We start from the raw sequence: 25,871 nt of genomic DNA, 5'->3' as shown, positions 1-25,871 counted from the left end.
TCCTAAAGTAAGTATTTTATACGATTATAGCAGAAAGAAGGCCTTTTTTCAATGAAGAAAATGAGATGCTTTCTAGGACAAGGCGAGACTTTCTAATCGGCTGAGACACTTTTAGTTGATTTTTTCTTGCTTTCTATTCCTAAAAAAGATAAACTTTGAAAATAAAATAATTTAATACTCAATGAAAATTAAAGAGCAAACTAGGAAGCTAGCCGTAGACAGTACTTGAGTACGGCAAGGCGAAGCTGACGTGGTTTGAATTTGATTTTCGAAGAGTATAAACTGCTTATAAAATAAAAAGGAGTCCCGATGGAACACATTATTTATCAGCTTGAAGAGGATTTGGCAATCCTTACCTTGAACCGTCCTGAGGTTGCAAATGGTTTTCATATTCCTATGTGTGAGGAGATTTTAGAAGCTCTGACTTTGGCAGAAGAGGATCTGGCTGTGCATTTTGTCTTAATCAATGCGAATGGCAAAGTTTTTTCAGTTGGGGGAGATTTAGTAGAGATGAAGCGGGCAGTGGATGAGGATGATATTCCATCATTGACAAAAATCGCAGAGTTGGTCAATGCTATTTCTTATAAAATCAAACAAATAGCCAAACCTGTTTTAATGGAAGTTGACGGTGCTGTTGCAGGTGCCGCAGCGAATATGGCTGTTGCGGCAGATTTCTGTCTTGCAACGGATAAGGCTAAGTTTATCCAAGCCTTTGTTGGCGTTGGCTTGGCTCCAGATGCAGGTGGGATTCATCTCTTGAGCCGCAGTATCGGTGTGACGCGTGCTGCTCAATTAGCTATGACAGGAGAGGCTTTGACCGCAGAAAAAGCTCTGGAGTGGGGGCTAGTTTACCGTGTTTCCGAAGCTGATAAACTTGAAAAGACGAGAGAACAGCTTCTTAAAAAATTAAGACGTGGTTCAAGTAATTCCTATGCTGCCATTAAGAAGTTGGTTTGGGAGAGCCAATTTAAAGACTGGCAGGATTACGCTACTTTAGAACTGAATCTACAGGAATCCTTAGCTCAAACAGAGGATTTCAAAGAGGGAGTTCGGGCTCATTCGGAGAGAAGACGGCCTAAATTTACAGGAAAATAAAAAAATACTTGCACTGTTCTTTGAAGTTTGATATAATTTTTTTGTCAAATGTTTTGATTGTGAAAGTTTTTTGAAAAGGAGGGAAAAGAGATTGGACTACCAACGAATTAATGAATATTTAACATCTATATTTAACAATGTCCTCGTTATTGAGGAAGTTAGCTTGAGGGGTAGTCGTTTCAAGGATATCTCCATCAAAGAAATGCATACGATTGATGTGATTGGGAAATTCCCAGACGTGACGCCAAGTCAAGTGTCAAAAGAGTTGATGGTGACTCTTGGGACAGTTACGACTAGTTTGAATAATCTCGAACGCAAGGGTTACATTGAACGCATTCGTTCAGAACATGATCGACGTGTAGTGCATCTGCATTTGACAAAGAAAGGTCGCTTGGTTCATAGGCTACATAAACGCTTCCATAAGGCCATGGTTGAAAAAATCATTGATGGTATGAGTAAGCAAGAAATGGAGGTTATGAGCAAAGGGTTGACCAATCTTTATCAATTTTTGGAGGATTTGAGATAATGGCTTTTGCAAAAATAAGCCAGGTTGCTCATTATGTGCCTGAGCAAGTGGTTACAAATCATGATTTGGCTCAGATTATGGATACCAATGATGAGTGGATTTCAAGTCGGACGGGAATACGACAAAGGCATATCTCAAGAACAGAATCTACTAGTGATTTGGCTACAGAGGTTGCTAAGAAACTGATGGCAAAAGCTGAAATCACAGGGGAGGAGTTGGATTTTATCATTCTAGCTACCATTACTCCTGATTCGATGATGCCCTCTACAGCTGCTCGTATCCAAGCTAATATTGGTGCTAATAAGGCCTTTGCTTTTGACCTAACAGCAGCTTGTAGTGGATTTGTATTTGCTCTTTCAACTGCTGAAAAGTTTATCGCTTCTGGTCGCTTTCAAAAAGGCTTGGTGATTGGTAGTGAAACCCTCTCTAAAGCAGTCGATTGGTCAGACCGATCAACAGCTGTTTTGTTTGGAGATGGTGCTGGTGGAGTCTTGCTAGAAGCTAGCGAGCAAGAGCATTTCTTGGCTGAGAGTCTCAATAGTGATGGAAGTCGCAGCGAGTGTCTGACCTATGGACATTCAGGTCTACATTCTCCATTTTCAAATCAAGAAAATGCAGATTCATTTTTGAAGATGGATGGACGCGCAGTCTTTGATTTTGCCATTCGAGATGTAGCTAAGTCTATCAAACAGACTATTGAAGAATCTCCTGTAGAGGCGACAGACTTGGATTATCTGCTACTTCATCAGGCTAATGACCGTATTTTAGATAAGATGGCTAGGAAAATCGGTGTCGACCGAGACAAACTTCCAGCCAATATGATGGAATATGGTAATACCAGTGCAGCCAGTATCCCGATTTTACTTTCAGAGTGTGTAGAACAAGGTCTCATCCGTTTAGATGGTAGTCAGACTGTTCTGCTATCAGGCTTCGGTGGAGGCTTGACCTGGGGCACGCTCATTCTTACAATTTAGGTAATCATGTGGTGAACACATTGTTATAAAAAACTATTTATTTTAAAGGAGTCCTATCATGGCAGTATTTGAAAAAGTACAAGAAATTATCGTTGAAGAACTTGGGAAAGACGCATCAGAAGTAACACTTGAATCAACTTTTGATGATTTGGATGCAGATTCATTGGACTTGTTCCAAGTAATCTCAGAAATCGAAGATGCTTTTGATATCCAAATCGAAGCAGAAGATGACTTGAAAACAGTTGGTGACTTGGTTGCCTACGTTGAAGAGCAAACAAAATAAACAGAATATAGATAGAAGGAGTAGGGAAACCCGCTCCCTCTTGTTTAGGCAATAGTTTGATTTTCAAATTATGACGATATCGAACTATTACGTAAGCAAGAAACGATGGAGGCACTATGAAAACGCGTATTACAGAATTATTGAACATTGATTATCCTATTTTCCAAGGAGGGATGGCCTGGGTTGCTGATGGTGATTTGGCAGGAGCTGTTTCTAAGGCTGGAGGACTAGGGATTATCGGTGGGGGAAATGCCCCTAAAGAAGTTGTCAAGGCAAATATTGATAAAATCAAATCATTGACTGATAAACCCTTCGGTGTCAACATCATGCTTTTGTCTCCCTTTGTGGAAGATATTGTAGACCTCGTTATCGAGGAAGGGGTTAAGGTAGTTACAACAGGCGCAGGAAATCCAAGCAAATACATGGAACGTTTTCATGCTGCTGGTATAACAGTCATTCCTGTTGTACCAAGTGTTGCCCTAGCTAAACGCATGGAAAAAATCGGTGCGGACGCTGTTATTGCAGAAGGAATGGAGGCTGGGGGGCATATCGGTAAATTAACAACCATGACCTTGGTGCGTCAAGTGGCGGCAGCTGTATCTATTCCTGTTATTGCTGCAGGAGGGATTGCGGATGGTGAAGGTGCTGCGGCTGGCTTTATGCTAGGGGCAGAGGCTGTTCAGGTTGGAACGCGTTTTGTCGTTGCAAAAGAGTCTAATGCCCATCCAAATTACAAGGAGAAAATTTTAAAAGCTAGAGATATTGATACCACGATTTCAGCCCAACACTTTGGCCATGCTGTTCGAGCTATTAAAAACCAATTGACTCGTGATTTTGAAAAAGCTGAGAAAGATGCCTTTAAACAAGAAAATCCAGATTTGGAAATTTTTGAACAAATGGGAGCAGGTGCTCTAGCCAAAGCGGTTGTTCACGGAGATGTGGATGGAGGCTCTGTCATGGCAGGTCAAATTGCAGGCCTTGTTTCCAAAGAAGAAACCGTTGAAGAAATTCTAAAAGATTTGTATTACGGAGCAGCTAAGAAAATTCAAGAAGAAGCCTCTCGTTGGGCAGGAGTTGTAAGAAATGACTAAAACAGCCTTTTTATTTGCTGGCCAAGGTGCCCAGTATCTAGGTATGGGACGGGATCTCTATGATCACTACCCTATTGTCAAAGAAACGATTGATCAAGCGAGTCAGGTACTCGGATATGATTTGCGTCATCTCATCGATAGGGAAGAAGCAAAACTTAACCAGACCCGCTATACGCAACCAGCTATTTTAGCGACTTCAGTTGCTATTTACCGCTTATTGCAAGAAAAGGGCTATCAGCCTGATATGGTTGCTGGTTTGTCTCTTGGAGAATACTCTGCCTTGGTGGCCAGCGGTGCCTTAGATTTTGAAGATGCGGTAGCCTTGGTTGCTAAGCGTGGCGCCTATATGGAAGAAGCGGCTCCTGCTGGCTCTGGTAAGATGGTGGCAGTTCTCAATACACCAGTAGAGGTTATTGAAGAAGTTTGTCGAAAAGCTTCTGAACTTGGAGTGGTTACCCCAGCCAACTATAATACACCTGCACAAATAGTGATTGGTGGTGAGGTGGTTGCGGTTGACCGCGCAGTAGAACTCTTGCAGGAAGCTGGTGCCAAACGCTTGATTCCTCTCAAGGTATCAGGTCCCTTTCATACTGCTCTCCTTGAGCCTGCTAGCCAAAAACTAGCTGAAACTCTAGCTCAAGTAAGTTTTTCAGATTTCACTTGTCCCCTAGTTGGTAATACAGAAGCTACGGTCATGAAAAAAGAAGACATTGCTCGACTTTTGACGCGTCAGGTCAAGGAACCAGTTCGTTTCTATGAAAGTATTGCGGTTATGCAAGAAGCAGGCGTAACCAACTTTATCGAGATTGGACCGGGGAAAGTCTTGTCAGGCTTTGTGAAAAAAATTGATAAGACAGCTAAACTAGCCAATGTTGAAGATCAGGCTAGTTTGGAAACTTTGCTAGAAAATAAGTAATCCCTTCTCCCATAAATACAAGAGGAAACAGGAGAAAAGAATGCAACTAGAAAATAAAAATATCTTTATTACAGGTTCGAGTCGTGGAATTGGTCTTGCCATTGCCCACAAGTTTGCTCAAGCAGGAGCCAATATTGTTTTAAACAGTCGTGGGGCAATCTCAGAAGAATTGCTTGCTGAGTTTTCAAACTATGGTGTTAAGGTGGTTCCTATATCAGGAGACGTGTCAGATTTTGCAGACGCTAAGCGTATGGTTGAGCAAGCTATTGCAGAGCTGGGTTCAATAGATGTTTTGGTCAACAATGCAGGGATTACCCAAGATACCCTTATGCTCAAGATGACAGAAGCGGATTTTGAAAAAGTGCTCAAGGTTAACTTGACTGGTGCCTTTAACATGACACAATCAGTCTTGAAACCGATGATAAAAGCCAGAGAAGGTGCTATCATTAATATGTCTAGTGTTGTTGGTTTGATGGGGAATATCGGCCAAGCTAACTATGCAGCTTCTAAGGCTGGTTTGATTGGTTTTACCAAGTCTGTGGCGCGTGAAGTGGCCAATCGCAATATCAGGGTTAATGCTATTGCACCTGGAATGATTGAGTCCGATATGACAGCTGTCCTATCAGACAAGGTAAAAGATGCCATGCTGGCCCAAATTCCCATGAAAGAATTTGGACAGGCAGAACAGGTTGCAGATTTAACCGTATTTTTAGCAGGCCAAGATTATCTAACTGGTCAAGTGGTTGCCATTGATGGTGGCTTAAGTATGTAGCAGAAGCTAGAGGTGAAAAAGATGAAACTAAATCGTGTAGTAGTAACAGGTTATGGAGTGACATCTCCAATCGGAAATACACCAGAAGAATTTTGGAATAGTTTGACAACTGGAAAAATCGGAATTGGTCCAATTACAAAATTTGATCATAGTGACTTTGATGTGCATAATGCAGCAGAAATCCAAGATTTTCCTTTTGATAAATACTTTGTTAAGAAAGATACCAATCGTTTCGATAACTACTCTTTGTATGCCTTGTACGCAGCCCAAGAAGCCGTTAATCATGCCAATTTAGATGTAGAGGCTCTTGATAAAGATCGTTTTGGTGTTATCGTGGCCTCTGGTATTGGTGGAATCAAAGAAATTGAAGATCAAGTGCTTCGACTCAACGAAAAAGGGCCAAAACGTGTGAAACCATTGACCCTTCCAAAAGCCTTGCCAAATATGGCTTCAGGAAATGTTGCTATGCGTTTTGGAGCAAACGGTGTTTGTAAATCCATCAATACTGCCTGCGCTTCATCAAATGACGCGATTGGGGATGCCTTCCGCTCAATTAAGTTTGGTTTCCAAGACGTTATGTTGGTAGGTGGTTCAGAAGCCTCTATCACACCTTTTGCTATTGCTGGTTTCCAAGCCCTAACTGCTCTCTCAACTACAGAGGATCCAACTCGTGCTTCTATCCCATTTGATAAGGACCGTAATGGGTTTGTTATGGGTGAAGGTTCAGGGATGTTGGTCCTTGAAAGTCTTGAACACGCCGAAAAACGTGGCGCTACTATCCTGGCTGAAGTGGTTGGTTACGGAAATACTTGTGATGCCTACCACATGACTTCACCACATCCAGAAGGTCAGGGAGCTATCAAGGCCATCAAACTAGCCTTGGAAGAAGCTGAGATTTCTCCAGAACAAGTAGCCTATGTCAATGCTCACGGAACATCAACTCCTGCTAATGAAAAAGGAGAAAGTGGTGCGATTGTGGCTGTTCTTGGTAAGGAAGTACCTGTATCATCAACCAAATCATTCACAGGACATTTGCTGGGGGCTGCAGGTGCAGTAGAAGCTATCGTCACAATCGAGGCTATGCGTCATAACTTTGTACCAATGACAGCTGGCACAAGCGAAGTATCAGACTATATCGAAGCCAATGTCGTTTATGGACAAGGCTTGGAGCAAGAAATTCCATACGCTATTTCAAATACCTTTGGTTTTGGTGGCCACAATGCAGTTCTTGCTTTCAAACGTTGGGAGAATAAATAAGTATGAATTTAAATGATATTAAAGACTTGATGGCTCAATTTGACCAGTCAAGTTTGAGAGAATTTTCTTATAAAAATGGGACGGATGAGTTGCAGTTTAGCAAGAATGAAGCGAGAATGGTGTCTGAAGTTGCAGCTCAAGTCGCTCCAGCGCCCGTTCTAGCAACACCAAGTCCAGTAGCTCCTTCATCTGCTTCAGCAGAAACTGTAGTGGAAGAAGTTCCTGCTTCAGCTGAAGCAAGTGTGGCTGCTGAGGGAGATGTTGTAGAAAGCCCACTTGTTGGGGTGGCTTACTTGGCTGCTGGTCCAGATAAACCTGCCTTCGTTTCAGTTGGTGATAATGTTAAAAAAGGTCAAACATTGGTGATTATCGAAGCCATGAAAGTCATGAATGAAATTCCAGCACCTAAGGATGGCGTGGTAACGGAAATTCTCGTTTCTAACGAAGAAATGGTTGAGTTTGGTAAAGGATTGGTACGAATCAAATGATCGATATTCAAGGAATCAAAGAAGCCCTTCCCCACCGTTATCCTATGCTCCTAGTGGACCGTGTGTTGGAAGTGAGCGAGGATACCATTGTTGCCATCAAAAATGTGACCATCAATGAGCCCTTCTTTAACGGCCATTTTCCTCAATACCCAGTTATGCCAGGTGTTCTGATCATGGAAGCCTTGGCGCAAACAGCTGGTGTGTTGGAGTTGTCAAAACCTGAAAATAAAGGAAAACTGGTCTTTTACGCTGGTATGGACAAGGTTAAGTTCAAGAAGCAAGTTGTGCCTGGAGACCAATTGCTTATGACAGCGACTTTTGTAAAACGTCGTGGCACCATTGCCGTGGTTGAAGCAAAGGCTGAAGTGGAAGGCAAGCTTGCAGCTAGTGGTACTCTTACCTTTGCAATTGGGAACTAAGGAGGTTCTCCATGTTTCGAAAAATTTTAATTGCCAATCGTGGTGAAATTGCGGTTCGTATTATCCGTGCGGCGCGTGAACTGGGGATTGCGACGGTGGCGGTTTATTCAACTGCTGATAAGGAAGCCCTTCATACTCTTTTAGCAGATGAAGCGGTTTGTATCGGCCCTGGCAAGGCAACAGAGTCTTATCTCAATATCAATGCGGTTCTATCAGCTGCAGTCTTGACTGAGGCTGAAGCCATTCACCCAGGTTTTGGATTTCTCAGTGAAAATTCCAAATTTGCAACCATGTGTGAAGAAGTTGGTATCAAGTTTATCGGTCCATCTGGTCATGTTATGGATATGATGGGGGATAAGATCAATGCGCGTGCTCAGATGATCAAAGCAGGCGTGCCTGTTATACCAGGTTCGGATGGAGAAGTGCATAACTCTGAGGAAGCTTTGATTGTTGCTGAAAAAATTGGCTATCCTGTTATGCTCAAGGCTTCAGCAGGTGGAGGTGGTAAAGGGATTCGTAAGGTTGAAAAACCAGAAGACCTCGTTTCCGCTTTTGAAACTGCCTCTAGTGAAGCCAAGGCCAATTATGGCAATGGTGCCATGTACATAGAACGGGTTATCTATCCAGCTCGCCATATTGAGGTTCAAATCCTAGGAGATGAGCATGGACATGTGATTCACTTGGGTGAACGAGATTGTTCTCTTCAACGGAATAATCAAAAGGTTTTGGAAGAAAGTCCTTCGATTGCAATCGGAAAAACGCTACGCCATGAAATTGGTGCTGCTGCTGTTCGAGCGGCAGAGTCTGTTGGCTATGAGAATGCAGGGACCATTGAGTTTCTGCTTGATGAATCCAGCGGTAAATTCTATTTTATGGAGATGAATACTCGTGTACAAGTAGAACATCCAGTAACAGAATTTGTTTCAGGTGTGGATATCGTTAAGGAACAAATTCGCATTGCGGCAGGTCAACCTCTGTCTGTTAAGCAAGAAGATATTGTTCTACGAGGTCATGCTATTGAATGTCGTATCAATGCAGAAAATCCAGCCTTCAACTTTGCTCCAAGCCCAGGCAAGATTACCAATCTCTATCTGCCAAGTGGTGGAGTTGGCTTGCGCGTGGATTCAGCAGTTTATCCAGGCTATACCATTCCGCCTTATTATGATAGTATGATTGCCAAAGTCATCGTTCACGGAGAAAATCGTTTTGATGCCTTGATGAAAATGCAACGTGCCCTCTATGAATTAGAGATTGAAGGGGTGCAGACCAATGCAGATTTCCAGCTTGACCTCATTTCAGATCGCAATGTCATTGCTGGAGATTACGATACTTCCTTCTTGATGGAGACCTTCTTACCCAAATATCAAGAAAAAGAATAAAATGACTTCAAGAGTTTAAACCGAAAAGGGGAATCAATGGCTCTATTTAGTAAAAAAGATAAGTATATTCGAATCAATCCCAATCGTTCGGTTAGGGAAAAACCTCAAGCTAAGCCAGAGGTTCCAGATGAATTATTCTCCCAGTGTCCGGGTTGTAAGCATACCATCTATCAGAAGGATCTGGGAAGTGAGCGTATCTGCCCACACTGTAGCTATACCTTTCGTATTTCTGCCCAAGAACGCTTGGCTTTGACGATTGATATGGGAACCTTCAAGGAATTGTTTACAGGGATTGAAAGCAAGGATCCCTTGCATTTCCCTGGTTATCAAAAGAAACTAGCAGCTATGCGTGAAAAAACAGGTTTGGATGAAGCTGTTGTGACAGGAACTGCTCTTATTAAAGGTCAGACTGTGGCTCTTGGGATTATGGATTCCAACTTTATCATGGCTTCTATGGGTACAGTTGTAGGAGAAAAAATCACTCGCTTGTTTGAGTATGCGACTGTCGAACAATTGCCAGTTGTTCTCTTCACCGCCTCTGGTGGAGCCCGTATGCAGGAAGGAATCATGAGTCTCATGCAAATGGCTAAGATTTCTGCAGCGGTTAAACGCCATTCAAATGCAGGTCTCTTTTACCTGACCATTTTGACAGATCCAACGACAGGTGGTGTGACAGCTTCTTTCGCTATGGAAGGCGATATCATTCTGGCTGAACCACAAAGTTTGGTTGGTTTTGCTGGGCGTCGTGTCATTGAAAATACAGTTCGTGAAAGCTTGCCTGAGGGGTTCCAAAAGGCAGAATTCCTACTGGAACATGGCTTTGTGGATGCTATTGTTAAAAGAAGAGACTTGCCAGATACGATTGCTAGCCTAGTCAGATTGCACGGAGGGAGTCCTAGATGAATATTGCAAAAATAGTCAGAGAAGCGCGTGAGCAGAGTCGCTTGACAACCTTGGACTTTGCGACAGGCATTTTTGATGACTTTATCCAATTACACGGTGACCGTTCTTTTCGTGACGATGGTGCAGTTGTTGGTGGTATTGGCTGGCTTGGGGAACAAGCTGTAACAGTGGTTGGTATCCAAAAAGGCAAGAGTTTACAAGATAACCTTAAACGGAATTTTGGCCAACCGCATCCAGAAGGTTACCGCAAGGCCCTACGGTTGATGAAACAGGCTGAAAAATTTGGCCGTCCAGTTGTGACCTTTATCAATACAGCAGGTGCCTATCCTGGTGTGGGAGCGGAAGAACGTGGTCAAGGGGAAGCTATCGCTCGCAATCTCATGGAAATGAGTGACCTGAAAGTTCCTATTATCGCCATTATTATCGGTGAAGGTGGTTCAGGAGGGGCTCTGGCTCTAGCAGTCGCGGACCGTGTCTGGATGCTGGAAAATTCTATCTATGCCATTCTCAGCCCAGAAGGTTTTGCCTCTATTCTATGGAAGGATGGCAGTCGTGCCATGGAAGCGGCAGAACTGATGAAAATCACTTCGCATGAACTGTTAGAAATGGCCGTGGTGGATAAGGTGATTTCTGAAGCAGGACTTTCTAGCAAAGAACTGATTAAGAGTGTCAAAAAAGAACTTCAAGCTGAGCTAGCTCTGCTTTCACTAAAACCTCTAGAAGAGTTGTTGGAAGAACGTTACCAACGATTTAGAAAATACTAAGAATGACTAAATGAGACTAGAAAGGTCTCATTTTTTATAGAAATATGCACTTCAGGTTAAAAAATTGACAGTTGAGGAGATGGACTATTAAATAGGCAAAAAAGATGTATACTGTAGATGTAAGCTTACAAAAATTTATTTTAAGGAGGTACTTGCAATGACAGGTACAGAAACATTTACAGTTCTTTCATCTGAGAACTTAGAGCAAACTTCAGGTGGTAGAATGATTTGGTTGGTTGATGATAGACATTGGGATTCGCCACATGCATATAGTTTAGCGACAGAATGGAGTACAATACTGACTCATGCGACTAGACGTGGTTCTGGTATTGGCTATTGATAAATTAAAGGGGTAAGTATGAAAAAACTAGGGCATTTAGGAGTATATATCTTACTGGTATTTCTATCAGTTTATCTACCAGAGTTAGGTGTTGTGCAAATCACTAAGTTTTTAGGATGGGGGATAGATGGCTATTCTGTCATTTCACTTGTTTGGGAACTAGTTCTTGTAGTCTTATTTGTCTGCTGGTTGAAAAAGAAAGAGATGCTCTATATTTTTGAGAAAAAGGGTTCAAAGAAGTCAAGATTCTTTTACCTTGTAGTTGGTCTAGTGGCTACTTATTTTGTTCGTCAATTGGTGGATGCTTTTCAGATACAGTATCACTATTTGGTTGATAACAAGTATATCTTTCAAGACCTTCTTTCGATTCTATACTCCAATAGGCAACCAACTTTTCTATCAACTGTTCTCAGTTTTAGTTTAACAGTAGTCGTCGCACCTATATCAGAGGAACTAATTGATAGAGGGTATTTTATGAATACCTTTTTCCACCAGTCCAAGTACTATCTGGATGTTATTCTATCTGCTCTTATCTTTGGACTTAGTCATTTGATCCTAACTCACCGAGATCCTATCAGTTTGATTATTTATATTCTTGTTGGTCTTTTCTTTGTTCTAGTATATCGATGGACAAAGAACTTAAAAATCACCATCCTGTGCCATAGTTTTTTTAACTTTCTCATTTATGCAAAACCCATCTGGATTTTTGTTTATAATTATGTCTATTACCACTTTTTAAGATAGTGGAAGCAAAGAAAACAGTGTTTGATATCTGTCAAACACTGTTTTCTATCTACTATTCTTCAGTCACAAATTGACTGAGCAGTCCGTTGATAAAGCGGGCTGATTTTTGATCTGAAAAATTCTTAGCGAGTTCAATGGCTTCATTGACTGCTACCAGCTGAGGTGTATCAAATGATGTGATTTCAAAGATTCCCAAGCGTAGTAAGTTTTTTTCGACCAAGGTCAAACGTTCAACTGTCCAGCCTGGCTTGAGGTGCTGGTTGATTTGTTTATCCAACTCATCTTTTTGAGTTTGAACACCAGAAACCAAGTTCAGAAGAAAGGCTGGGATTTGCACATCTGCATCTTCACGATCATGCGTGTAGGCAAAGTGACAAGCTGTTTCCACATCTGTGTCAAATTCAAGGCTCATAAGAGCTTGAAAAGCGCATTTACGAAGTTCACGTCTAGATTCTAATAATGGACTAGTCATTGAGGAAGTCCTCGTTAAATAGATCTTTCAACTCAGGTTTTGGTGTTTTATCTGGAACGATTCCTGCAACATGGATGTTGACAGCAGCAAGTTCCACATCAGCCATATCACGGACAGCATCTTTGACTGCTTTTTGAATAGCAAGAGCCACTTTTGGTACTTTCACACCGTACTCAAGATAGAGGTAGATGTCAGCAGTTAGTTCTTCGTTGCTTTCTTTTAAGTAGACGCCACGACCAAGAGAGAGTTTTGATAGGGTATCAGATACGGATTTATTTGAAAATGAGTGGACACCATCAACTTTAGCGGTTGCGATGGCAATGATTTTTTCAAGTACACGTGGAGCGATAACGATTTCGCCAAATTGTTCTTCAATTCCCATAGAATGACCTCTTTCTAGAGATTAGGCACGAGAAACGTAAGTTCCTTCTGCAGTGTTGATGATCAATTTTTGTCCAGCTTCGATGAAGTCAGGAACGTTGACAACAAGTCCAGTTTCCATAGTCGCTGGTTTACCAGAACCTGTAACAGTAGCACCTTTGATAGATGGTTGTGTTTCAGCAACTGTCAATTCAACAGTAGTTGGTACAGTTACACCGATCACTTCAGTTCCGTAGAATTGGATTTTCACATCAGAGTTTTCAAGGATGTAAAGCAATTCATTTTCAACGTTTACGACTGGGATTTCGTATTGGTCGTAAGTTTCAGTGTTCATGAAGTAGGCAGTTTCATCCATTTTGTACAAGTATTGAGCTGGAACAGTTTCGATAATAGCTTGTTCGAATTTTTCTTCTGGACGGTAGCTTGTGTCAAATGTAGAACCAGTACGGACATCACGCAATTTCATACGCATGATTGTGTTTCCTTTACCTGGTTTGTGGTGGCTAGCTTCCAAAACGCGGATCAATTTTCCGTCTGCAGTTTCAAATGTCATACCAGCTTTCAATTTGCTTGCTTCAATCATGTTTTTACCTCTTTAATAAATATTATTACTCTTCATTCTACCATAAAATCTTCTGGAAATAAAGCCAAAATAGTTAATGGGATTTGGTAGGGGCGAAAAAACCAACCTCAGGGCTGGTTTCTTTTACATATTAATCTTCTTTCAACTTCGCTAATTCTTGTGCAAGTAGTTTAAGGGCGACTTGTGGGTTGGCTTGACCTTTGGTTTAGCAAGTTCGTTAAAGAGTTCTTGATTGGCATTGAGTCTATTGAAAAGGTAAATCTCTTAATTTGAATGATTATTAAACTATATTATAACCTTTAAATATCATCTAAGATATACTTGTCGTTATTTACTAGCAGTTATCTTCTTTATGGAATGGTGTTCAATGAGCCACCCTACAATCCACCCCGTCGCTAGCAAGTAATTTTCGAAAGCACCGATAGCATTTATAGGAGAATGATACTCCATAAAATTGACTAAGTGATTTGTTCCTATTCCAATCCCACCGAAGATGAGAGCGAGAAGCACAATTCGTAGATAAAACCAATCGTACTTAATATTGACACCGAGAATAAGAATTAATACAGCTAGGTTCCATATTCCAATTTCTCGTTGCCAACCAGCAGAGATTCCGTACCCGGAGTGACTTCCCATGTATGATGGAAAGAAAATTTGTAGTATAGAAGCACCTAACATAGCGATGATGACTAAAATAAATAGCAATCGTAAAAATTTGTTCATTTTTTCTTCTTTCTAAAGTACTAAAGTAGAAAAAGGTATATAAAAAGTCTGTTATTCATCTTCTTTCAACTTCGCTAATTCTTGTGCAAGTAGTTTAAGGGCGACTTGTGGGTTGGCTTGGCCTTTGGTTGCTTTCATGAGGAAGCCTGTAAAGGCCTTATCTGCATTCCGTTTGCCTGACTTGAAGTCGGCAACTGCGGCTTCGTTATCGTCAAAGACTTGGTGGATAATTGGAATCAAGACAGCTGGATCTGAGATTTGGACCATACCTGCTTTTTCCACGTATTCACGCGCTCCACCGCCATTTTTGGCTAGATGGACAAAGACTTTCTTGGCAATCTTAGAAGAGATAGTGCCGTCTTCGATGATGGCAATCATTTCAACCAAGTTTTCTGGTGTCAATTCGATTTGTTCCAGTGTCTTGCCTTCAGCGTTCAAGAATTGAGCGACTTCGCCTTGGAGCCAGTTAGAGACTTGTTTTGCATCACCACCGAGGGCGACAGCTTTCTCAAAGAAGTCAGATGTGACTTTGTTAGCAGTCAACTGGCTAGCATCGTAGTCTGATAATCCAAGTTCAGATACATAACGTGCACGGCGTTTTTTTGGAAACTCTGGTAACTCTGTACGCATTTCCTCGATCCACTCATCTGAGATTTCAAAGAGGGGTAGGTCTGGTTCTGGGAAGTAGCGGTAGTCTGCAGCCCCTTCCTTGACACGCATGAGGATGGTTGCCTTGTTAGCTTCGTCATAACGGCGTGTCTCTTGGCGGATTTGACCACCTGAGCGAAGGATTTCAGCTTGACGTTGAACTTCGTATTCAAGACCTTTGCGAACGTTTGAGAAGGAGTTGAGGTTCTTCAACTCAGTTTTGGTGCCGAATTTTTCTTGACCATAAGGGCGAAGGGAGATATTGGCATCCACACGCATAGAACCTTCTTCCATCTTAACGTCAGAAATGCCAGCGTACTGGATAACTTCCTTGAGGGCTGTTAGATAAGCATAGGCTTCTTCAGGAGAACGCATGTCAGCTTCAGATACAATCTCAATCAATGGCACCCCTTGGCGGTTGAGGTCAACATAAGAGTAGCCATCTGTACCGTGGGTATTTTTACCAGCGTCTTCTTCTAGGTGGGCACGTTCGATACCGATTTTCTTAGTTGTACCGTCTTCTAGCTCGACTTCAATCCAACCGTTATAGCCGATTGGCTCATCAAACTGAGAAATTTGGTAGGCTTTGGGATTATCAGGGTAGAAGTAGTTCTTGCGGTCAAAGTGCATCTTTTTGTGGATGTCCATGTTGAGGGCAAGAGCAGCCTTGATACCGGCATCGACAACACCTTTATTGAGAACTGGCAGAACTCCTGGGAAAGACCAGTCAATCACATTTGTATTGGCATTTTGGTCATTTCCGAAGTGGGCAGAAGTGGGTGAGAAGATTTTTGAATTGGTGTTGAGCTCTACGTGGACTTCAAGTCCAATGACTGTTTCAAAGTTCATTAGTTATCACCTCCAAAAATCACGGGTTGTTGTTTGTGGTAGTCTGTTGTTGCTTCAAAAGCAGCGGCAGCTTGGTAAATGGTTTCTTCTGAGTACTTAGGACCAATCAATTGGAGTCCGACAGGTAGGCCTTGAGAGAATCCGGCTGGAATCGAAATTCCTGGGAGACCAGCTAAGTTGACTGGGATGGTCAATAGGTCAGCCAAGTACATGGCAACTGGGTCATGGTTGAGCGAATCCAAGTCATAGGCAACACTTGGAGCAGTTGGACCCAAAATCAAATCGTAATCCGCAAAGACTTTTTCGAAATCTTGGATGATGAGGGTACGGACCTGACCAGCTTTCTTGTAGTAAGCATCGTAGTAACCTGATGAAAGACTGAATGTACCTAGCATGATACGGCGTTTCACTTCTTCACCGAAACCTTGGCTACGGCTGTTTACATAGATTTCATCAAGGTTGGTTGCATCCTCTGCGCGGTAGCCATAACGGATACCGTCAAAGCGTTGCAAGTTTGATGAAGCTTCTGATGAAGCGATGATGTAGTATACGGCAACACCGTATTTTGAGTGAGGCAGGCTGACTTCTTCAACGATGGCACCCAGTTTTTCAAAGTGTTTGGCAGCATTCAGAATGGTTTCCTTAACTTCTGGGTCAATTCCTTCACCAAGGTATTCCTTAGGTAAAGCAATTTTCATACCCTTGATGTCTTGGCCGATTTTTGAAGTAAAGTCGGCGATGCGGACAGGAGCAGAAGTAGAGTCTTTAGCGTCTTCGCTGGCAATAGCATTGAGCAAGAGAGCATTTTCCTTAACAGTTGGTGCAAAAGGTCCAATCTGGTCTAATGAGCTACCAAAGGCAATGAGACCAAAACGAGAAACTGTTCCGTAGGTTGGTTTGAGACCAACGATCCCGTTGAAGGCAGCTGGTTGGCGGATAGAACCACCAGTATCAGAACCAAGTGACAAGCGGACTTGTCCTGAAGCTACAGCTGCAGCAGAACCACTTGATGAGCCACCAGGAACCTTGCTGTGGTCCCAAGCATTTTTAGTAGCGCCGTAGTGTGAAGTTTCACCTGATCCACCCATGGCAAATTCGTCCATGTTGGTTTTTCCAACGACAATCATACCCTTGGTTTTTGCATTGGCAACCGCAGTCGCATCAAAGATTGGCTCGTAGTTGTAGAGCATTTTTGAGGCAGCGGTTGTGAGAATACTGTTTGTAGAGATGTTATCCTTAACAGCCAATGGAATTCCTGAGAGGACATTATCAGCATCAATTCCAGCTTCATCAATAGCCTTAGCTTGCGCAAGGGCTTGCTCCTCAGCGATGGTGATAAAAGCGTTGATAGCTGTCTCGCGAGACTTGATATCTTCAAGCGTAGCTTGGGTTAATTCTGTTGCAGAAATTTCCTTAGAGACAAGGAGATTGTGCAAGTCTTCAATGGTTTTATTGTTGAAAGTCATTAGGCATCTCCTCCATCGTCTAGGATAGCTGGTACCTTGATATAGTAGTTGTCTTTTTCAGGTACGTTTTTAAACAAGCGATTACGGTCTGTTCCTTCTTCGGCCACATCAGGGCGGAGTACGGTCTTACGGTCAGCCATAGTCGTAGTAGGTGCGACACCAGTAGTGTCAACTTCGCCCAGCAATTCAACCATGTCAACAATCTTAGACAAGGTAGTCGCAAAGGCAGCAGTTTCTTCTTCAGAGAATCTTAATTTTGAAAGATTGGCAACGTGTGTTACCTCTTCTTGCGTAATTTTCATCTTGCATCCTTTCGTGAAATGATGATTTTTAGTCTGTTCTATTTTACCATATTTTCCTATAAATAAGGGAGGTAAAGCTGAAAAAAGACATCTGGCAAGTCAAGAAAGAGATTTTTAAAGAGACAAAAAAATAGCCGTCCTAACTTTGGCGAGTTAACGAGCTATTTTTTTAGTTATATAATTACAGCCACCGTCTTAAACGGCTCTGTGGGGTGTTGTTGACGCAACCCCTTTTTCTATGTTTATTGTAACATTTATTTGGGAAATTGCAAGTGGAGTAGGATGGTTAGTACCTAAGTGGGGCAATAGTTGAATAGTAGGCATTAAAATTGCTAGATAGTTTTTGTTTGTTGTTGATTAGCAAACTAAGATTCTTTGATTTTAATATGCACTCTTTTGGTATTCATTCCATAAAGCCTGAAGTTCAACTGCATTTTCTAAGACATATTGCCTTATCATTTTTAGGTCTTTTGCTTTTGCTTTACCATCTCTCAGTTCACCGTTCAGAAACATTGAACCCACTTCTTCTCCGTGGATATAAAAGTGGATATGCTCTTTTTGACCCTTATGGTTATGTTCGTTAGGACGAATTTCAATACCATGCTTTATACTCAATAAAAATCAAAGAGCAAACTAGAAAGCTAGGCGCAGGCTGCTCAAAGCACTGCTTTGAGGTGGTAGATAAGACTGACGAAGTCAGTTACATATATTTACGACAATCCGATGCTGACGTGGTTTGAATTTGATTTTTGAAGAGTATTAGGAAAGAATATTTAGGCATGTAGTAATCCCACGTAATCCTTCCATGTTTCAAGGTAGTTATCGCTATTCAACTCAATTTGTTTTTGAGCAAAACGAATGTCATAGTCTGCTAAGTCCAAATTTTCCAATACTTCTCCAGTTAGAATACTAAAGGTTCCAATTAATTCATCGTCATCATACATGCGTAAAATAGGGTTGCTTGGATTCTTGTAAATATCATCTTTTGTTACTTCTAAATTAGTTACACCAAATTCTTTGAACATGATTATATCTCCTTTTTGTTTTATTATATCATTTTTGCTAGAATTGTCACGATTTTCTATCTATTTGACTACAAGGAAAAGCTTTTATTCAATATAAAATAGAAATTGAAAAAAATGCTAAAATCCGATATAATGGAGTGTTGAAAGGAATGGTAAAATCCAATGTAAAAATCATTCTTAACTATTGAAACAAGAAAAATAGAGAATCAAAGAAAGAGAACTTATGAATATTCAAGAAGAAATTAAGAAACGTCGTACTTTTGCCATCATCTCCCACCCTGACGCGGGGAAAACAACCATCACTGAGCAACTGCTCTACTTTGGGGGCGAGATTCGTGAGGCTGGTACTGTAAAAGGGAAGAAAACAGGGACTTTTGCCAAGTCTGACTGGATGGATATCGAGAAGCAACGTGGGATTTCCGTTACTTCATCTGTGATGCAGTTTGACTACGATGATAAGCGCGTCAATATCCTCGACACCCCAGGGCACGAGGATTTCTCAGAAGATACCTATCGTACCTTGATGGCGGTGGATGCTGCAGTCATGGTTGTGGACTCTGCCAAGGGTATCGAGGCCCAAACTAAGAAATTATTTGAAGTTGTCAAACACCGTGGCATTCCCGTCTTTACCTTTATGAACAAGCTAGACCGTGACGGTCGAGAGCCACTGGACCTCTTGCAAGAATTGGAAGAAGTCTTGGGTATTGCGAGTTACCCGATGAACTGGCCAATCGGGATGGGGAAAGCCTTCGAGGGGCTCTATGACCTCTATAACCAACGCTTGGAGCTCTATAAAGGGGATGAGCGTTTTGCTAGTTTAGAAGATGGGGACAAGCTTTTTGGCAGCAATCCTTTCTACGAGCAAGTTAAGGATGATATTGAGCTTTTAAATGAAGCTGGGAATGAGTTTTCAGAGGAAGCTATCCTTGCTGGAGAATTGACGCCAGTCTTCTTCGGTTCAGCTTTGACCAACTTTGGTGTGCAGACCTTCCTTGAAACTTTCCTTAAATTTGCTCCAGAACCACATGGACACAAGAAAACAGACGGTGAAATTGTGGATCCTTATGACAAGGATTTCTCAGGATTTGTTTTTAAAATCCAAGCCAATATGGACCCTCGTCACCGTGACCGTATTGCTTTTGTCCGTATCGTATCGGGTGAATTTGAACGTGGTATGAGTGTCAACCTGCCTCGTACTGGTAAGGGTGCCAAACTGTCTAATGTTACCCAGTTTATGGCGGAAAGTCGTGAGAATGTGACCAACGCCGTGGCCGGTGATATTATCGGTGTTTACGATACAGGTACTTATCAGGTTGGGGATACACTGACAGTTGGAAAAAATAAGTTTGAGTTTGAACCGCTGCCAACCTTCACTCCTGAAATTTTCATGAAAGTTTCTGCTAAGAATGTCATGAAGCAAAAATCCTTCCACAAGGGGATCGAGCAATTGGTGCAAGAAGGTGCCATTCAGCTTTATAAGAATTACCAAACAGGTGAGTACATGCTGGGAGCGGTAGGTCAACTTCAGTTTGAAGTCTTTAAGCACCGCATGGAAGGCGAGTACAATGCTGAAGTCGTTATGAGCCCAATGGGTAAAAAGACCGTTCGTTGGATTAAGCCTGAGGACTTGGATGAACGGATGTCCTCAAGCCGCAATATCTTGGCTAAAGACCGTTTTGACCAACCAGTCTTCCTCTTTGAAAATGACTTTGCCCTCCGCTGGTTTGCGGACAAGTATCCAGATGTAGAGTTGGAAGAGAAGATGTGACTCAGTACCAACAATTGGAACTAAAGTTCCTAATTGTTGGACGCTAGTCGCTATTTGGCGAACTAGCTAACTGCCTCACTAACTGAGTTTTACAAATGAAATCGATTTGTAAAACTCAGTGTCGTAATCTAATAATCGGTAACTGCTCTGGCGGTTTACCTAAACGCTTCACTAGGAAAAATCCACGAATATTATCGATTCGTGGACTTTTCCGTCGTAATGGTAAGGAAGCGAACTAGCTAACTGCCTTACTAACTACGTTTGGCAAATGAAATCGATTTGCCAAACTCCGTGTCGTAGTTCAGTAAATGTATTTGATTGTGTAACAATCTAAGTAACTAACGCCAAGTTTCTATGGAACTTGGCTAGGCGCTCCACTAGTAAAGTTTTACGAATATTATCGATTCGTGTATTTTTCCGTCGTAACGGGTAGTGAGCGGTCTAGCTAACTGCCTCACTAACTGAATAAATTGAAAAATAGACTAGATAACTAGAAAAAACATCAATAGAATGCCTATGATTATAACCTAATCGTGGGCATTTTTGATAGGAGTTATAGAGGAGAATCGAGTTGATTCGAAGTAATTTCTTATGAAAATCTATTGTCACAAGACCTACTTAGATAATATTTTTGCATTACATTATGAATTATCAATGAAACAGGAATAGTCAAGTTTTTATATTTCAAAATATTTGAGTAGCAATGTGATATAAAAATGTATCAAATTCCTTGACTGTCGTTTGCACTTGGAGTATACTGTAAAAGTATAATTAAAATTGGGTGGATTGTCCACTTTAAGAATGTGACGAAAGGATAAATCATGTTTTTTAGACGTCAAAAAGGTGAGTATAGAGAAACCGATCGAGTGACACGGTATAAGTTAATAAAATCAGGAAAACATTGGTTGCGAGCTTCAACCTCTCTTTTTGGTTTGTTCAAGGTCTTGCGTGGTGGTGTAGATACATCTCAAGTTGCGACTGAAGTAGTAGAGGATAAAGTGAATCCGTCTATTACAGGTCTGGATATTATCAAGGGACTTGCCGCCACAGGGGCTGTTTTAGGGGGTGCTGTGGCTACTCAAACAAAAGTGTTTGCAAATGAAGCAGTAGCTGTGGAAAAAACACTAGAAAACCCCGATCTTTTGGTCACAAATGATACAGTAGTTTTGGGTACGACATCAGTAAGTAATTCAGAGAATTCTGCTAGCTTGTCTACTTCTTTGAGCGAAAGCACTTCGATGTCAGAATCTGTATCTAAGAGTTCGTCAGCCAGTGCTTCGATGAGTACTTCTGCAAGTGTCTCAGCAAGTACTTCTAATAGTGCTTCTACAAGTGCATCTGTCAGCAACTCTACTAGTATTAGTCAATCAACAGGTGAGCCGGGTAGTTTCTCGTTGGTGGCTAGTCTATCGGGTGAACAGAACACTTCTGCGACAGCAACTGACCGAGATGCTTCTGTATCAAAAGAATCAACTGGCCTTAAAATTGATTCTGCTCTACTAAAGGCAACTGAAATTGATGGGAAGGTTAGTGCGAGTGCTGCTCAATCAACTTCTACCACGACTAGTATTGTAGGAGTTACTGCTGGCGCTATCGCAACAGCGGAAGTTTCAGCTAAGCAACAGGACGAAAATCGTAAGAAGTTGACAAAACTTTCAGCTGAGATGGGTGAGTACCTAGCTAAAGCTGTTGGCTTACCAAATACTGACTCAGCTATCACTAAGGTCAACTCTGCGGTAACTGAAATTGAAAAAGCCTTGGCTGACCCGACTAGTGATTTAACAGCAGTGGTGCAAAAAGCAACCGTAGCTCGTAATTCCATTGCCAATGCTGTTTTGAGAGCCCATTCAGGTGCGCGTGATGCACGAAATGGGAAACCGATGTTGCGCGATGCTTCTCTTCGAGCAAGTTGGGCTCCTCAGCAGGGCGATGGCCGTATGAATGTAAGTAGTCCAACTGCTACTTTTGATAAGGCTACTGGTATCGCTACTTACACTATGAATGTCCATGCTGATAGTGCTTTGAGTCATGTCGGTGTAAAAATCGAAGTCGGTAAAGGTGGACATGTCCAAAGTGCGACCTTTAACGGTAGTTCAATGGAAAAAACATATGCACATGGTTCAGAGGCAGGTTTTAGTTATCGTCATGGCCAAAACAGGAACTTAGAGGGACAAGTTGTAGTAAGGGTTAAATACGATAATAATGTTCCGACTGCGACTGCCAATATGCAGGTTCAAGTAAGTTCTGCTCCTATTTATGAAAATACTCCAGGGAATGGTTCGGCAGTTCAATCGGCAAGTGTTCCAACTGGATATAGACAACAAACTACCAATACGAATACCAACTCAACATTCCGTTTTAATGTTACTGCCTATAAAGAAGTTTTTAATGGTGATGTCATTGGGGATAAGGTAGGTTTAGAAGGAGTAAATACTAATTCAGGCCGCGTTAAGTATATGAACATCGAGAATCGTGATGTAATTCCTGGGGTGAGTTATCTAGGTCCTAACAATAATGAAAAATTAAACAGACCAGCTGTAACTGCTCGATTGGAGGGAACGGTTGGTGGAAACAATGCTTCAGCTGAAGTTGGAAAAACATATGTTTATCGTTTTGTAGGAACTAATTATTCTGGTGCCCAAGCTTCTGCTAATGTAGGCTACTATATCAAAGGTTTCAACGAACGTCATGATATCCAAAGTGGTAATACTGTTCAGGTTTCTGATTTGGACCATTTGACACCAGATGAAGTTAAGGAAGTTTATAATAATTTTGTTGGAAAACAATCGAATTTAACTGATTTATCAAAAAATGGAGATCTTGCTCCAAATATTGCTGAAGCAAGTCAAACGACCAATCCAGATGGTAGCTTTACGCTGTCTTACCCTGGTACTAAATCTAAAATTGATGTTGCAACAGATGGTACCATCACGGTTACTTATCGTGACGGTTCTACAAGTGTCATCAATGCTTCTTTAGAGAAGGAAAAAATACCTCCAGTAATAACCGTTACTGCGACCCGTAATGGTAAACCTCTAGCTGCAGAAACAGGAGGTATAGCAGGAGATAAATATTACTATTATTATGCAGGTGATGATATCGGTTTTGAAATGAAAGCCGTAGATAATAAGGGAAAACTGAGTGAGTTTAAACTTGTAGCACAGGCTGATGGTAATAGACCAGCGTCAGAAATGGCTCAAAACATCTTTGGAGATAAAAATTATGGGACCGGGACAGCTACTTCTCTATCAGATCCAAATGGGAATCTCGTTGCGACTGAGTCTAATCCGGCAGTCATAACTGCAACTGGGCATATGAAAGATGATTTGACTTATGCTCCTAAAAATGAATGGCGCCGTAATGCAGTAGCAACAGATAAAGCAGGGAACGTTACGATTCCGGGAGATAACAGTACAGGAAACTTCTTTATTAAACAAGGCAAATTGGCGGATATTATGGATGGTGTAGGGCCTTCTGAAACTTTCCAAGTAGAAAATATCTCTCGATTGAACTCTCAAGAAAAAGATCGTATATTGGCTGCTGTTGAAAAACTAAACAATAAGAAGGAAAAGCGCATTGAATCCTTCACTGTTAGCGACAATGGTACAGTCACTATTACGTATAAAGATAGGACTACAGATACGGTAACTATAAAAGTGTCTGATAGTGATTATAAGAGTAGAAGTGCTTCTACTAGTCTAAGTAAAAGTTCTTCAATCAGTGCCTCAACGAGTGCGTCTAAGTCCGCATCGACCAGTGCGAGCAAGAGTACCTCAGTAAGTGCATCTAAATCTGCATCGACCAGCGCGAGCCAAAGTGCTTCAACAAGTGCGTCTAAGTCCGCATCGACAAGTGCGAGCCAAAGTGCTTCAACGAGCGCGTCTAAATCCGCATCAACAAGCGCAAGCCAAAGTGCTTCAACGAGCGCGTCTAAGTCTGCGTCAACAAGCGCAAGCCAAAGTGCTTCAACGAGCGCGTCTAAGTCCGCGTCAACAAGCGCAAGCCAAAGTGCTTCAACGAGCGCGTCTAAGTCCGCGTCAACAAGCGCAAGCCAAAGTGCTTCAACAAGCGCGTCTAAGTCCGCATCGACAAGCGCAAGCCAAAGTGCTTCAACAAGCGCGTCTAAGTCCGCATCGACAAGCGCAAGCCAAAGTGCCTCAACGAGTGCGTCTAAATCCGCATCGACAAGTGCGAGCCAAAGTGCTTCAACAAGTGCGTCTAAGTCCGCGTCTACTAAGGCAAGTCAATCCGCATCGACAAGTGCGAGTCAAAGTGCTTCAACAAGTGCATCTAAGTCCGCATCGACAAGCGCAAGCCAAAGTGCCTCAACGAGTGCGTCTAAATCCGCATCAACAAGTGCAAGTCAAAGTGCCTCAACGAGTGCGTCTAAGTCCGCATCGACAAGTGCGAGCCAAAGTGCTTCAACGAGCGCGTCTAAATCCGCATCAACAAGCGCAAGCCAAAGTGCTTCAACGAGCGCGTCTAAGTCTGCGTCAACAAGCGCAAGCCAAAGTGCTTCAACGAGCGCGTCTAAGTCCGCGTCAACAAGCGCAAGCCAAAGTGCCTCAACGAGTGCGTCTAAGTCCGCGTCAACAAGTGCAAGTCAAAGCGCCTCAACGAGCGCGTCTAAGTCCGCGTCAACAAGTGCAAGTCAAAGTGCCTCAACGAGTGCGTCTAAATCCGCATCAACAAGTGCTTCAGCCTCAGCAAGCACATCAGCTTCTGAGTCAGCCTCAACAAGTGCTTCAGCATCAGCAAGCACAAGCGCATCTGAGTCAGCCTCAACAAGTGCTTCAGCCTCAGCAAGCACAAGCGCATCAGAGTCAGCCTCAACAAGTGCTTCAGCCTCAGCAAGCACATCAGCATCTGAGTCCGCCTCAACAAGTGCGTCAGCCTCAGCAAGCACATCGGCATCTGAATCAGCGTCAACGTCTGCTTCAGCTTCAGCAAGCACAAGCGCATCAGAGTCCGCATCAACAAGTGCGTCAGCCTCAGCAAGTACATCGGCCTCTGAATCAGCGTCAACAAGTGCTTCAGCTTCAGCAAGCACAAGCGCATCTGAGTCAGCCTCAACAAGTGCTTCAGCATCAGCAAGCACATCGGCCTCTGAATCAGCCTCAACAAGTGCTTCAGCCTCAGCAAGCACAAGCGCATCTGAATCAGCCTCAACGTCTGCTTCAGCCTCAGCAAGCACATCGGCCTCTGAATCAGCGTCAACGTCTGCTTCAGCTTCAGCAAGCACATCAGCATCTGAATCAGCATCAACAAGCGCAAGCGAATCAGCAAGCACATCGGCCTCTGAATCAGCCTCAACAAGTGCTTCAGCCTCAGCAAGTACATCGGCATCTGAGTCAGCCTCAACAAGTGCTTCAGCCTCAGCAAGCACATCGGCCTCAGCAAGCACCAACTCTTCAAATTCAGTAAACCATTCGAACTCACAAGTTGGAAATAGATCTGAATCATCAGGTAAATCACAAAAAGAATTACCAAATACAGGTACTAAGTCATCAACTGGATCTGTGTTACTTGGAGCTCTAGCAGCTGTTACAGGTATTGGATTGGTTGCGAAACGTCGTAAGCGGGATGAAGAAGAGTAAGGATATCCAATAGATTTAGGTTAAACTAACTCGCGCACATAAATCATAGAAACCCCTTGGAAAAGTAGAATTTTCAAGGGGTTTTTACTATTATATAGCTGAAATT

26 protein-coding genes are annotated in these 25,871 nt (G+C 42.3%); 17 read left to right on the top strand and 9 right to left on the bottom strand.

Annotated features, from left to right (window positions below):
• Positions 1–309 precede the first annotated feature (309 nt).
• The 15 genes from SMI_RS08545 (at position 310) to SMI_RS08475 (ending at position 11,951) form a co-directional block, all read left to right on the top strand.
• Positions 310–1,095, top strand: a complete 786-nt coding sequence (locus SMI_RS08545; protein ID WP_000400069.1) for an enoyl-CoA hydratase — start codon at positions 310–312, stop codon at positions 1,093–1,095.
• Positions 1,096–1,186: 91 nt separating this feature from the next.
• Entirely contained in the window at positions 1,187–1,621 is a 435-nt protein-coding gene (locus SMI_RS08540; protein WP_000386352.1) for a MarR family winged helix-turn-helix transcriptional regulator, read from the top strand.
• On the top strand, positions 1,621–2,595 hold the full coding sequence (locus SMI_RS08535) for a beta-ketoacyl-ACP synthase III (protein ID WP_000852942.1): 975 nt from the start codon (positions 1,621–1,623) through the stop codon (positions 2,593–2,595). The genes SMI_RS08540 and SMI_RS08535 overlap by 1 nt, the downstream gene beginning before the upstream one ends.
• Positions 2,596–2,653: 58 nt before the next feature.
• Complete coding sequence (locus tag SMI_RS08530) at positions 2,654–2,878, top strand: acyl carrier protein (RefSeq protein WP_000257838.1); 225 nt, start codon at positions 2,654–2,656, stop codon at positions 2,876–2,878.
• A 116-nt stretch (positions 2,879–2,994) separates the two neighbouring features.
• Positions 2,995–3,969, top strand: a complete 975-nt coding sequence (gene fabK, locus SMI_RS08525) for an enoyl-[acyl-carrier-protein] reductase FabK (protein WP_000857443.1) — start codon at positions 2,995–2,997, stop codon at positions 3,967–3,969.
• Positions 3,962–4,885 (top strand): ACP S-malonyltransferase, encoded by a 924-nt coding sequence (fabD, locus tag SMI_RS08520; RefSeq protein ID WP_000167634.1) that lies wholly within the window; start codon positions 3,962–3,964, stop codon positions 4,883–4,885. The genes fabK and fabD overlap by 8 nt, the downstream gene beginning before the upstream one ends.
• A gap of 40 nt (positions 4,886–4,925) precedes the next feature.
• Positions 4,926–5,657 carry a 3-oxoacyl-[acyl-carrier-protein] reductase gene (gene fabG, locus SMI_RS08515; RefSeq protein ID WP_001175654.1) on the top strand — a complete coding sequence of 244 codons (732 nt, stop codon included), beginning with the start codon at positions 4,926–4,928 and terminating at the stop codon, positions 5,655–5,657.
• 21 nt (positions 5,658–5,678) lie between these two features.
• Positions 5,679–6,914, top strand: a complete 1,236-nt coding sequence (fabF, locus tag SMI_RS08510) for a beta-ketoacyl-ACP synthase II (RefSeq protein WP_000774070.1) — start codon at positions 5,679–5,681, stop codon at positions 6,912–6,914.
• A gap of 2 nt (positions 6,915–6,916) precedes the next feature.
• Entirely contained in the window at positions 6,917–7,402 is a 486-nt protein-coding gene (gene accB, locus SMI_RS08505) for an acetyl-CoA carboxylase biotin carboxyl carrier protein (protein WP_001052235.1), read from the top strand.
• Positions 7,399–7,821, top strand: coding sequence for a 3-hydroxyacyl-ACP dehydratase FabZ (gene fabZ, locus SMI_RS08500; RefSeq protein ID WP_000565510.1), 423 nt, complete (start codon positions 7,399–7,401; stop codon positions 7,819–7,821). The genes accB and fabZ overlap by 4 nt, the downstream gene beginning before the upstream one ends.
• A gap of 11 nt (positions 7,822–7,832) precedes the next feature.
• Positions 7,833–9,200: an acetyl-CoA carboxylase biotin carboxylase subunit gene (gene accC, locus SMI_RS08495; protein WP_000488679.1), complete on the top strand. Its 1,368-nt coding sequence runs from the start codon at positions 7,833–7,835 to the stop codon at positions 9,198–9,200.
• Between the two features lie 36 nt (positions 9,201–9,236).
• Positions 9,237–10,103 (top strand): acetyl-CoA carboxylase, carboxyltransferase subunit beta, encoded by an 867-nt coding sequence (gene accD, locus SMI_RS08490; RefSeq protein ID WP_001173351.1) that lies wholly within the window; start codon positions 9,237–9,239, stop codon positions 10,101–10,103.
• Complete coding sequence (locus SMI_RS08485; RefSeq protein WP_001017392.1) at positions 10,100–10,867, top strand: acetyl-CoA carboxylase carboxyl transferase subunit alpha; 768 nt, start codon at positions 10,100–10,102, stop codon at positions 10,865–10,867. Before accD ends, SMI_RS08485 begins: the two co-directional genes overlap by 4 nt.
• Positions 10,868–11,024: 157 nt before the next feature.
• Complete coding sequence (locus SMI_RS08480) at positions 11,025–11,207, top strand: hypothetical protein (protein ID WP_000148141.1); 183 nt, start codon at positions 11,025–11,027, stop codon at positions 11,205–11,207.
• Between the two features lie 18 nt (positions 11,208–11,225).
• Positions 11,226–11,951: a CPBP family intramembrane glutamic endopeptidase gene (locus SMI_RS08475; RefSeq protein WP_000732994.1), complete on the top strand. Its 726-nt coding sequence runs from the start codon at positions 11,226–11,228 to the stop codon at positions 11,949–11,951.
• Positions 11,952–12,003: 52 nt separating this feature from the next.
• On the opposite strand, the gene nusB is transcribed toward SMI_RS08475, so the two are convergent.
• The 9 genes from nusB to SMI_RS08430 form a co-directional block, all read right to left on the bottom strand.
• Positions 12,004–12,423: a transcription antitermination factor NusB gene (gene nusB, locus SMI_RS08470; protein WP_000203630.1), complete on the bottom strand. Its 420-nt coding sequence runs from the start codon at positions 12,421–12,423 to the stop codon at positions 12,004–12,006.
• Positions 12,416–12,805 (bottom strand): Asp23/Gls24 family envelope stress response protein, encoded by a 390-nt coding sequence (locus SMI_RS08465; RefSeq protein WP_000510575.1) that lies wholly within the window; start codon positions 12,803–12,805, stop codon positions 12,416–12,418. The genes nusB and SMI_RS08465 overlap by 8 nt, the downstream gene beginning before the upstream one ends.
• A gap of 21 nt (positions 12,806–12,826) precedes the next feature.
• Entirely contained in the window at positions 12,827–13,387 is a 561-nt protein-coding gene (gene efp, locus SMI_RS08460; protein WP_000568643.1) for an elongation factor P, read from the bottom strand.
• A gap of 327 nt (positions 13,388–13,714) precedes the next feature.
• A complete protein-coding gene (locus tag SMI_RS08455; protein ID WP_001031996.1) occupies positions 13,715–14,110 on the bottom strand; it encodes a hypothetical protein in 396 nt (131 codons plus the stop codon).
• A gap of 51 nt (positions 14,111–14,161) precedes the next feature.
• Positions 14,162–15,607, bottom strand: coding sequence for an Asp-tRNA(Asn)/Glu-tRNA(Gln) amidotransferase subunit GatB (gatB, locus tag SMI_RS08450; RefSeq protein ID WP_001008665.1), 1,446 nt, complete (start codon positions 15,605–15,607; stop codon positions 14,162–14,164).
• Positions 15,607–17,073 (bottom strand): Asp-tRNA(Asn)/Glu-tRNA(Gln) amidotransferase subunit GatA, encoded by a 1,467-nt coding sequence (gene gatA, locus SMI_RS08445; RefSeq protein ID WP_000143702.1) that lies wholly within the window; start codon positions 17,071–17,073, stop codon positions 15,607–15,609. Before gatA ends, gatB begins: the two co-directional genes overlap by 1 nt.
• Complete coding sequence (gatC, locus tag SMI_RS08440) at positions 17,073–17,375, bottom strand: Asp-tRNA(Asn)/Glu-tRNA(Gln) amidotransferase subunit GatC (protein WP_000705423.1); 303 nt, start codon at positions 17,373–17,375, stop codon at positions 17,073–17,075. Before gatC ends, gatA begins: the two co-directional genes overlap by 1 nt.
• A 381-nt stretch (positions 17,376–17,756) precedes the next feature.
• Positions 17,757–17,990 carry a DUF4160 domain-containing protein gene (locus SMI_RS08435; protein ID WP_164925529.1) on the bottom strand — a complete coding sequence of 78 codons (234 nt, stop codon included), beginning with the start codon at positions 17,988–17,990 and terminating at the stop codon, positions 17,757–17,759.
• Positions 17,991–18,148: 158 nt separating this feature from the next.
• Entirely contained in the window at positions 18,149–18,400 is a 252-nt protein-coding gene (locus SMI_RS08430; protein ID WP_000471834.1) for a hypothetical protein, read from the bottom strand.
• Positions 18,401–18,623: 223 nt separating this feature from the next.
• Between SMI_RS08430 and SMI_RS08425 the strand changes: the two genes are divergently transcribed.
• Together SMI_RS08425 and SMI_RS11050 are read left to right on the top strand one after the other, a co-directional pair.
• Positions 18,624–20,168 (top strand): peptide chain release factor 3, encoded by a 1,545-nt coding sequence (locus SMI_RS08425; RefSeq protein ID WP_001025411.1) that lies wholly within the window; start codon positions 18,624–18,626, stop codon positions 20,166–20,168.
• Between the two features lie 821 nt (positions 20,169–20,989).
• Positions 20,990–25,765: an accessory Sec-dependent serine-rich glycoprotein adhesin gene (locus SMI_RS11050; RefSeq protein ID WP_012972584.1), complete on the top strand. Its 4,776-nt coding sequence runs from the start codon at positions 20,990–20,992 to the stop codon at positions 25,763–25,765.
• Positions 25,766–25,871 lie beyond the last annotated feature (106 nt).

It is taken from the genome of Streptococcus mitis B6, from assembly GCF_000027165.1.
Lineage (GTDB): Bacteria > Bacillota > Bacilli > Lactobacillales > Streptococcaceae > Streptococcus > Streptococcus mitis_AR.
This window is presented reverse-complemented; position numbering and strand designations above follow the sequence as displayed.

Excerpts from the sequence above, each read along its gene's own strand:
- nusB (WP_000203630.1), bottom strand. The coding sequence starts at position 12,423 with ATGACTAGTCCATTATTAGAATCTAGACGTGAACTTCGTAAATGCGCT.
- SMI_RS08475 (WP_000732994.1), top strand. The coding sequence starts at position 11,226 with ATGAAAAAACTAGGGCATTTAGGAGTATATATCTTACTGGTATTTCTA.
- fabZ (WP_000565510.1), top strand. The coding sequence starts at position 7,399 with ATGATCGATATTCAAGGAATCAAAGAAGCCCTTCCCCACCGTTATCCT.
- SMI_RS08425 (WP_001025411.1), top strand. The coding sequence starts at position 18,624 with ATGAATATTCAAGAAGAAATTAAGAAACGTCGTACTTTTGCCATCATC.
- SMI_RS08455 (WP_001031996.1), bottom strand. The coding sequence starts at position 14,110 with ATGAACAAATTTTTACGATTGCTATTTATTTTAGTCATCATCGCTATG.
- accD (WP_001173351.1), top strand. The coding sequence starts at position 9,237 with ATGGCTCTATTTAGTAAAAAAGATAAGTATATTCGAATCAATCCCAAT.
- SMI_RS08530 (WP_000257838.1), top strand. The coding sequence starts at position 2,654 with ATGGCAGTATTTGAAAAAGTACAAGAAATTATCGTTGAAGAACTTGGG.
- SMI_RS08465 (WP_000510575.1), bottom strand. The coding sequence starts at position 12,805 with ATGGGAATTGAAGAACAATTTGGCGAAATCGTTATCGCTCCACGTGTA.
- accC (WP_000488679.1), top strand. The coding sequence starts at position 7,833 with ATGTTTCGAAAAATTTTAATTGCCAATCGTGGTGAAATTGCGGTTCGT.
- SMI_RS08480 (WP_000148141.1), top strand. The coding sequence starts at position 11,025 with ATGACAGGTACAGAAACATTTACAGTTCTTTCATCTGAGAACTTAGAG.
- accB (WP_001052235.1), top strand. The coding sequence starts at position 6,917 with ATGAATTTAAATGATATTAAAGACTTGATGGCTCAATTTGACCAGTCA.
- gatB (WP_001008665.1), bottom strand. The coding sequence starts at position 15,607 with ATGAACTTTGAAACAGTCATTGGACTTGAAGTCCACGTAGAGCTCAAC.
- fabD (WP_000167634.1), top strand. The coding sequence starts at position 3,962 with ATGACTAAAACAGCCTTTTTATTTGCTGGCCAAGGTGCCCAGTATCTA.
- SMI_RS08430 (WP_000471834.1), bottom strand. The coding sequence starts at position 18,400 with ATGTTCAAAGAATTTGGTGTAACTAATTTAGAAGTAACAAAAGATGAT.
- gatA (WP_000143702.1), bottom strand. The coding sequence starts at position 17,073 with ATGACTTTCAACAATAAAACCATTGAAGACTTGCACAATCTCCTTGTC.
- fabG (WP_001175654.1), top strand. The coding sequence starts at position 4,926 with ATGCAACTAGAAAATAAAAATATCTTTATTACAGGTTCGAGTCGTGGA.
- efp (WP_000568643.1), bottom strand. The coding sequence starts at position 13,387 with ATGATTGAAGCAAGCAAATTGAAAGCTGGTATGACATTTGAAACTGCA.
- SMI_RS08545 (WP_000400069.1), top strand. The coding sequence starts at position 310 with ATGGAACACATTATTTATCAGCTTGAAGAGGATTTGGCAATCCTTACC.
- gatC (WP_000705423.1), bottom strand. The coding sequence starts at position 17,375 with ATGAAAATTACGCAAGAAGAGGTAACACACGTTGCCAATCTTTCAAAA.
- fabK (WP_000857443.1), top strand. The coding sequence starts at position 2,995 with ATGAAAACGCGTATTACAGAATTATTGAACATTGATTATCCTATTTTC.
- SMI_RS08535 (WP_000852942.1), top strand. The coding sequence starts at position 1,621 with ATGGCTTTTGCAAAAATAAGCCAGGTTGCTCATTATGTGCCTGAGCAA.
- SMI_RS11050 (WP_012972584.1), top strand. The coding sequence starts at position 20,990 with ATGTTTTTTAGACGTCAAAAAGGTGAGTATAGAGAAACCGATCGAGTG.
- fabF (WP_000774070.1), top strand. The coding sequence starts at position 5,679 with ATGAAACTAAATCGTGTAGTAGTAACAGGTTATGGAGTGACATCTCCA.
- SMI_RS08485 (WP_001017392.1), top strand. The coding sequence starts at position 10,100 with ATGAATATTGCAAAAATAGTCAGAGAAGCGCGTGAGCAGAGTCGCTTG.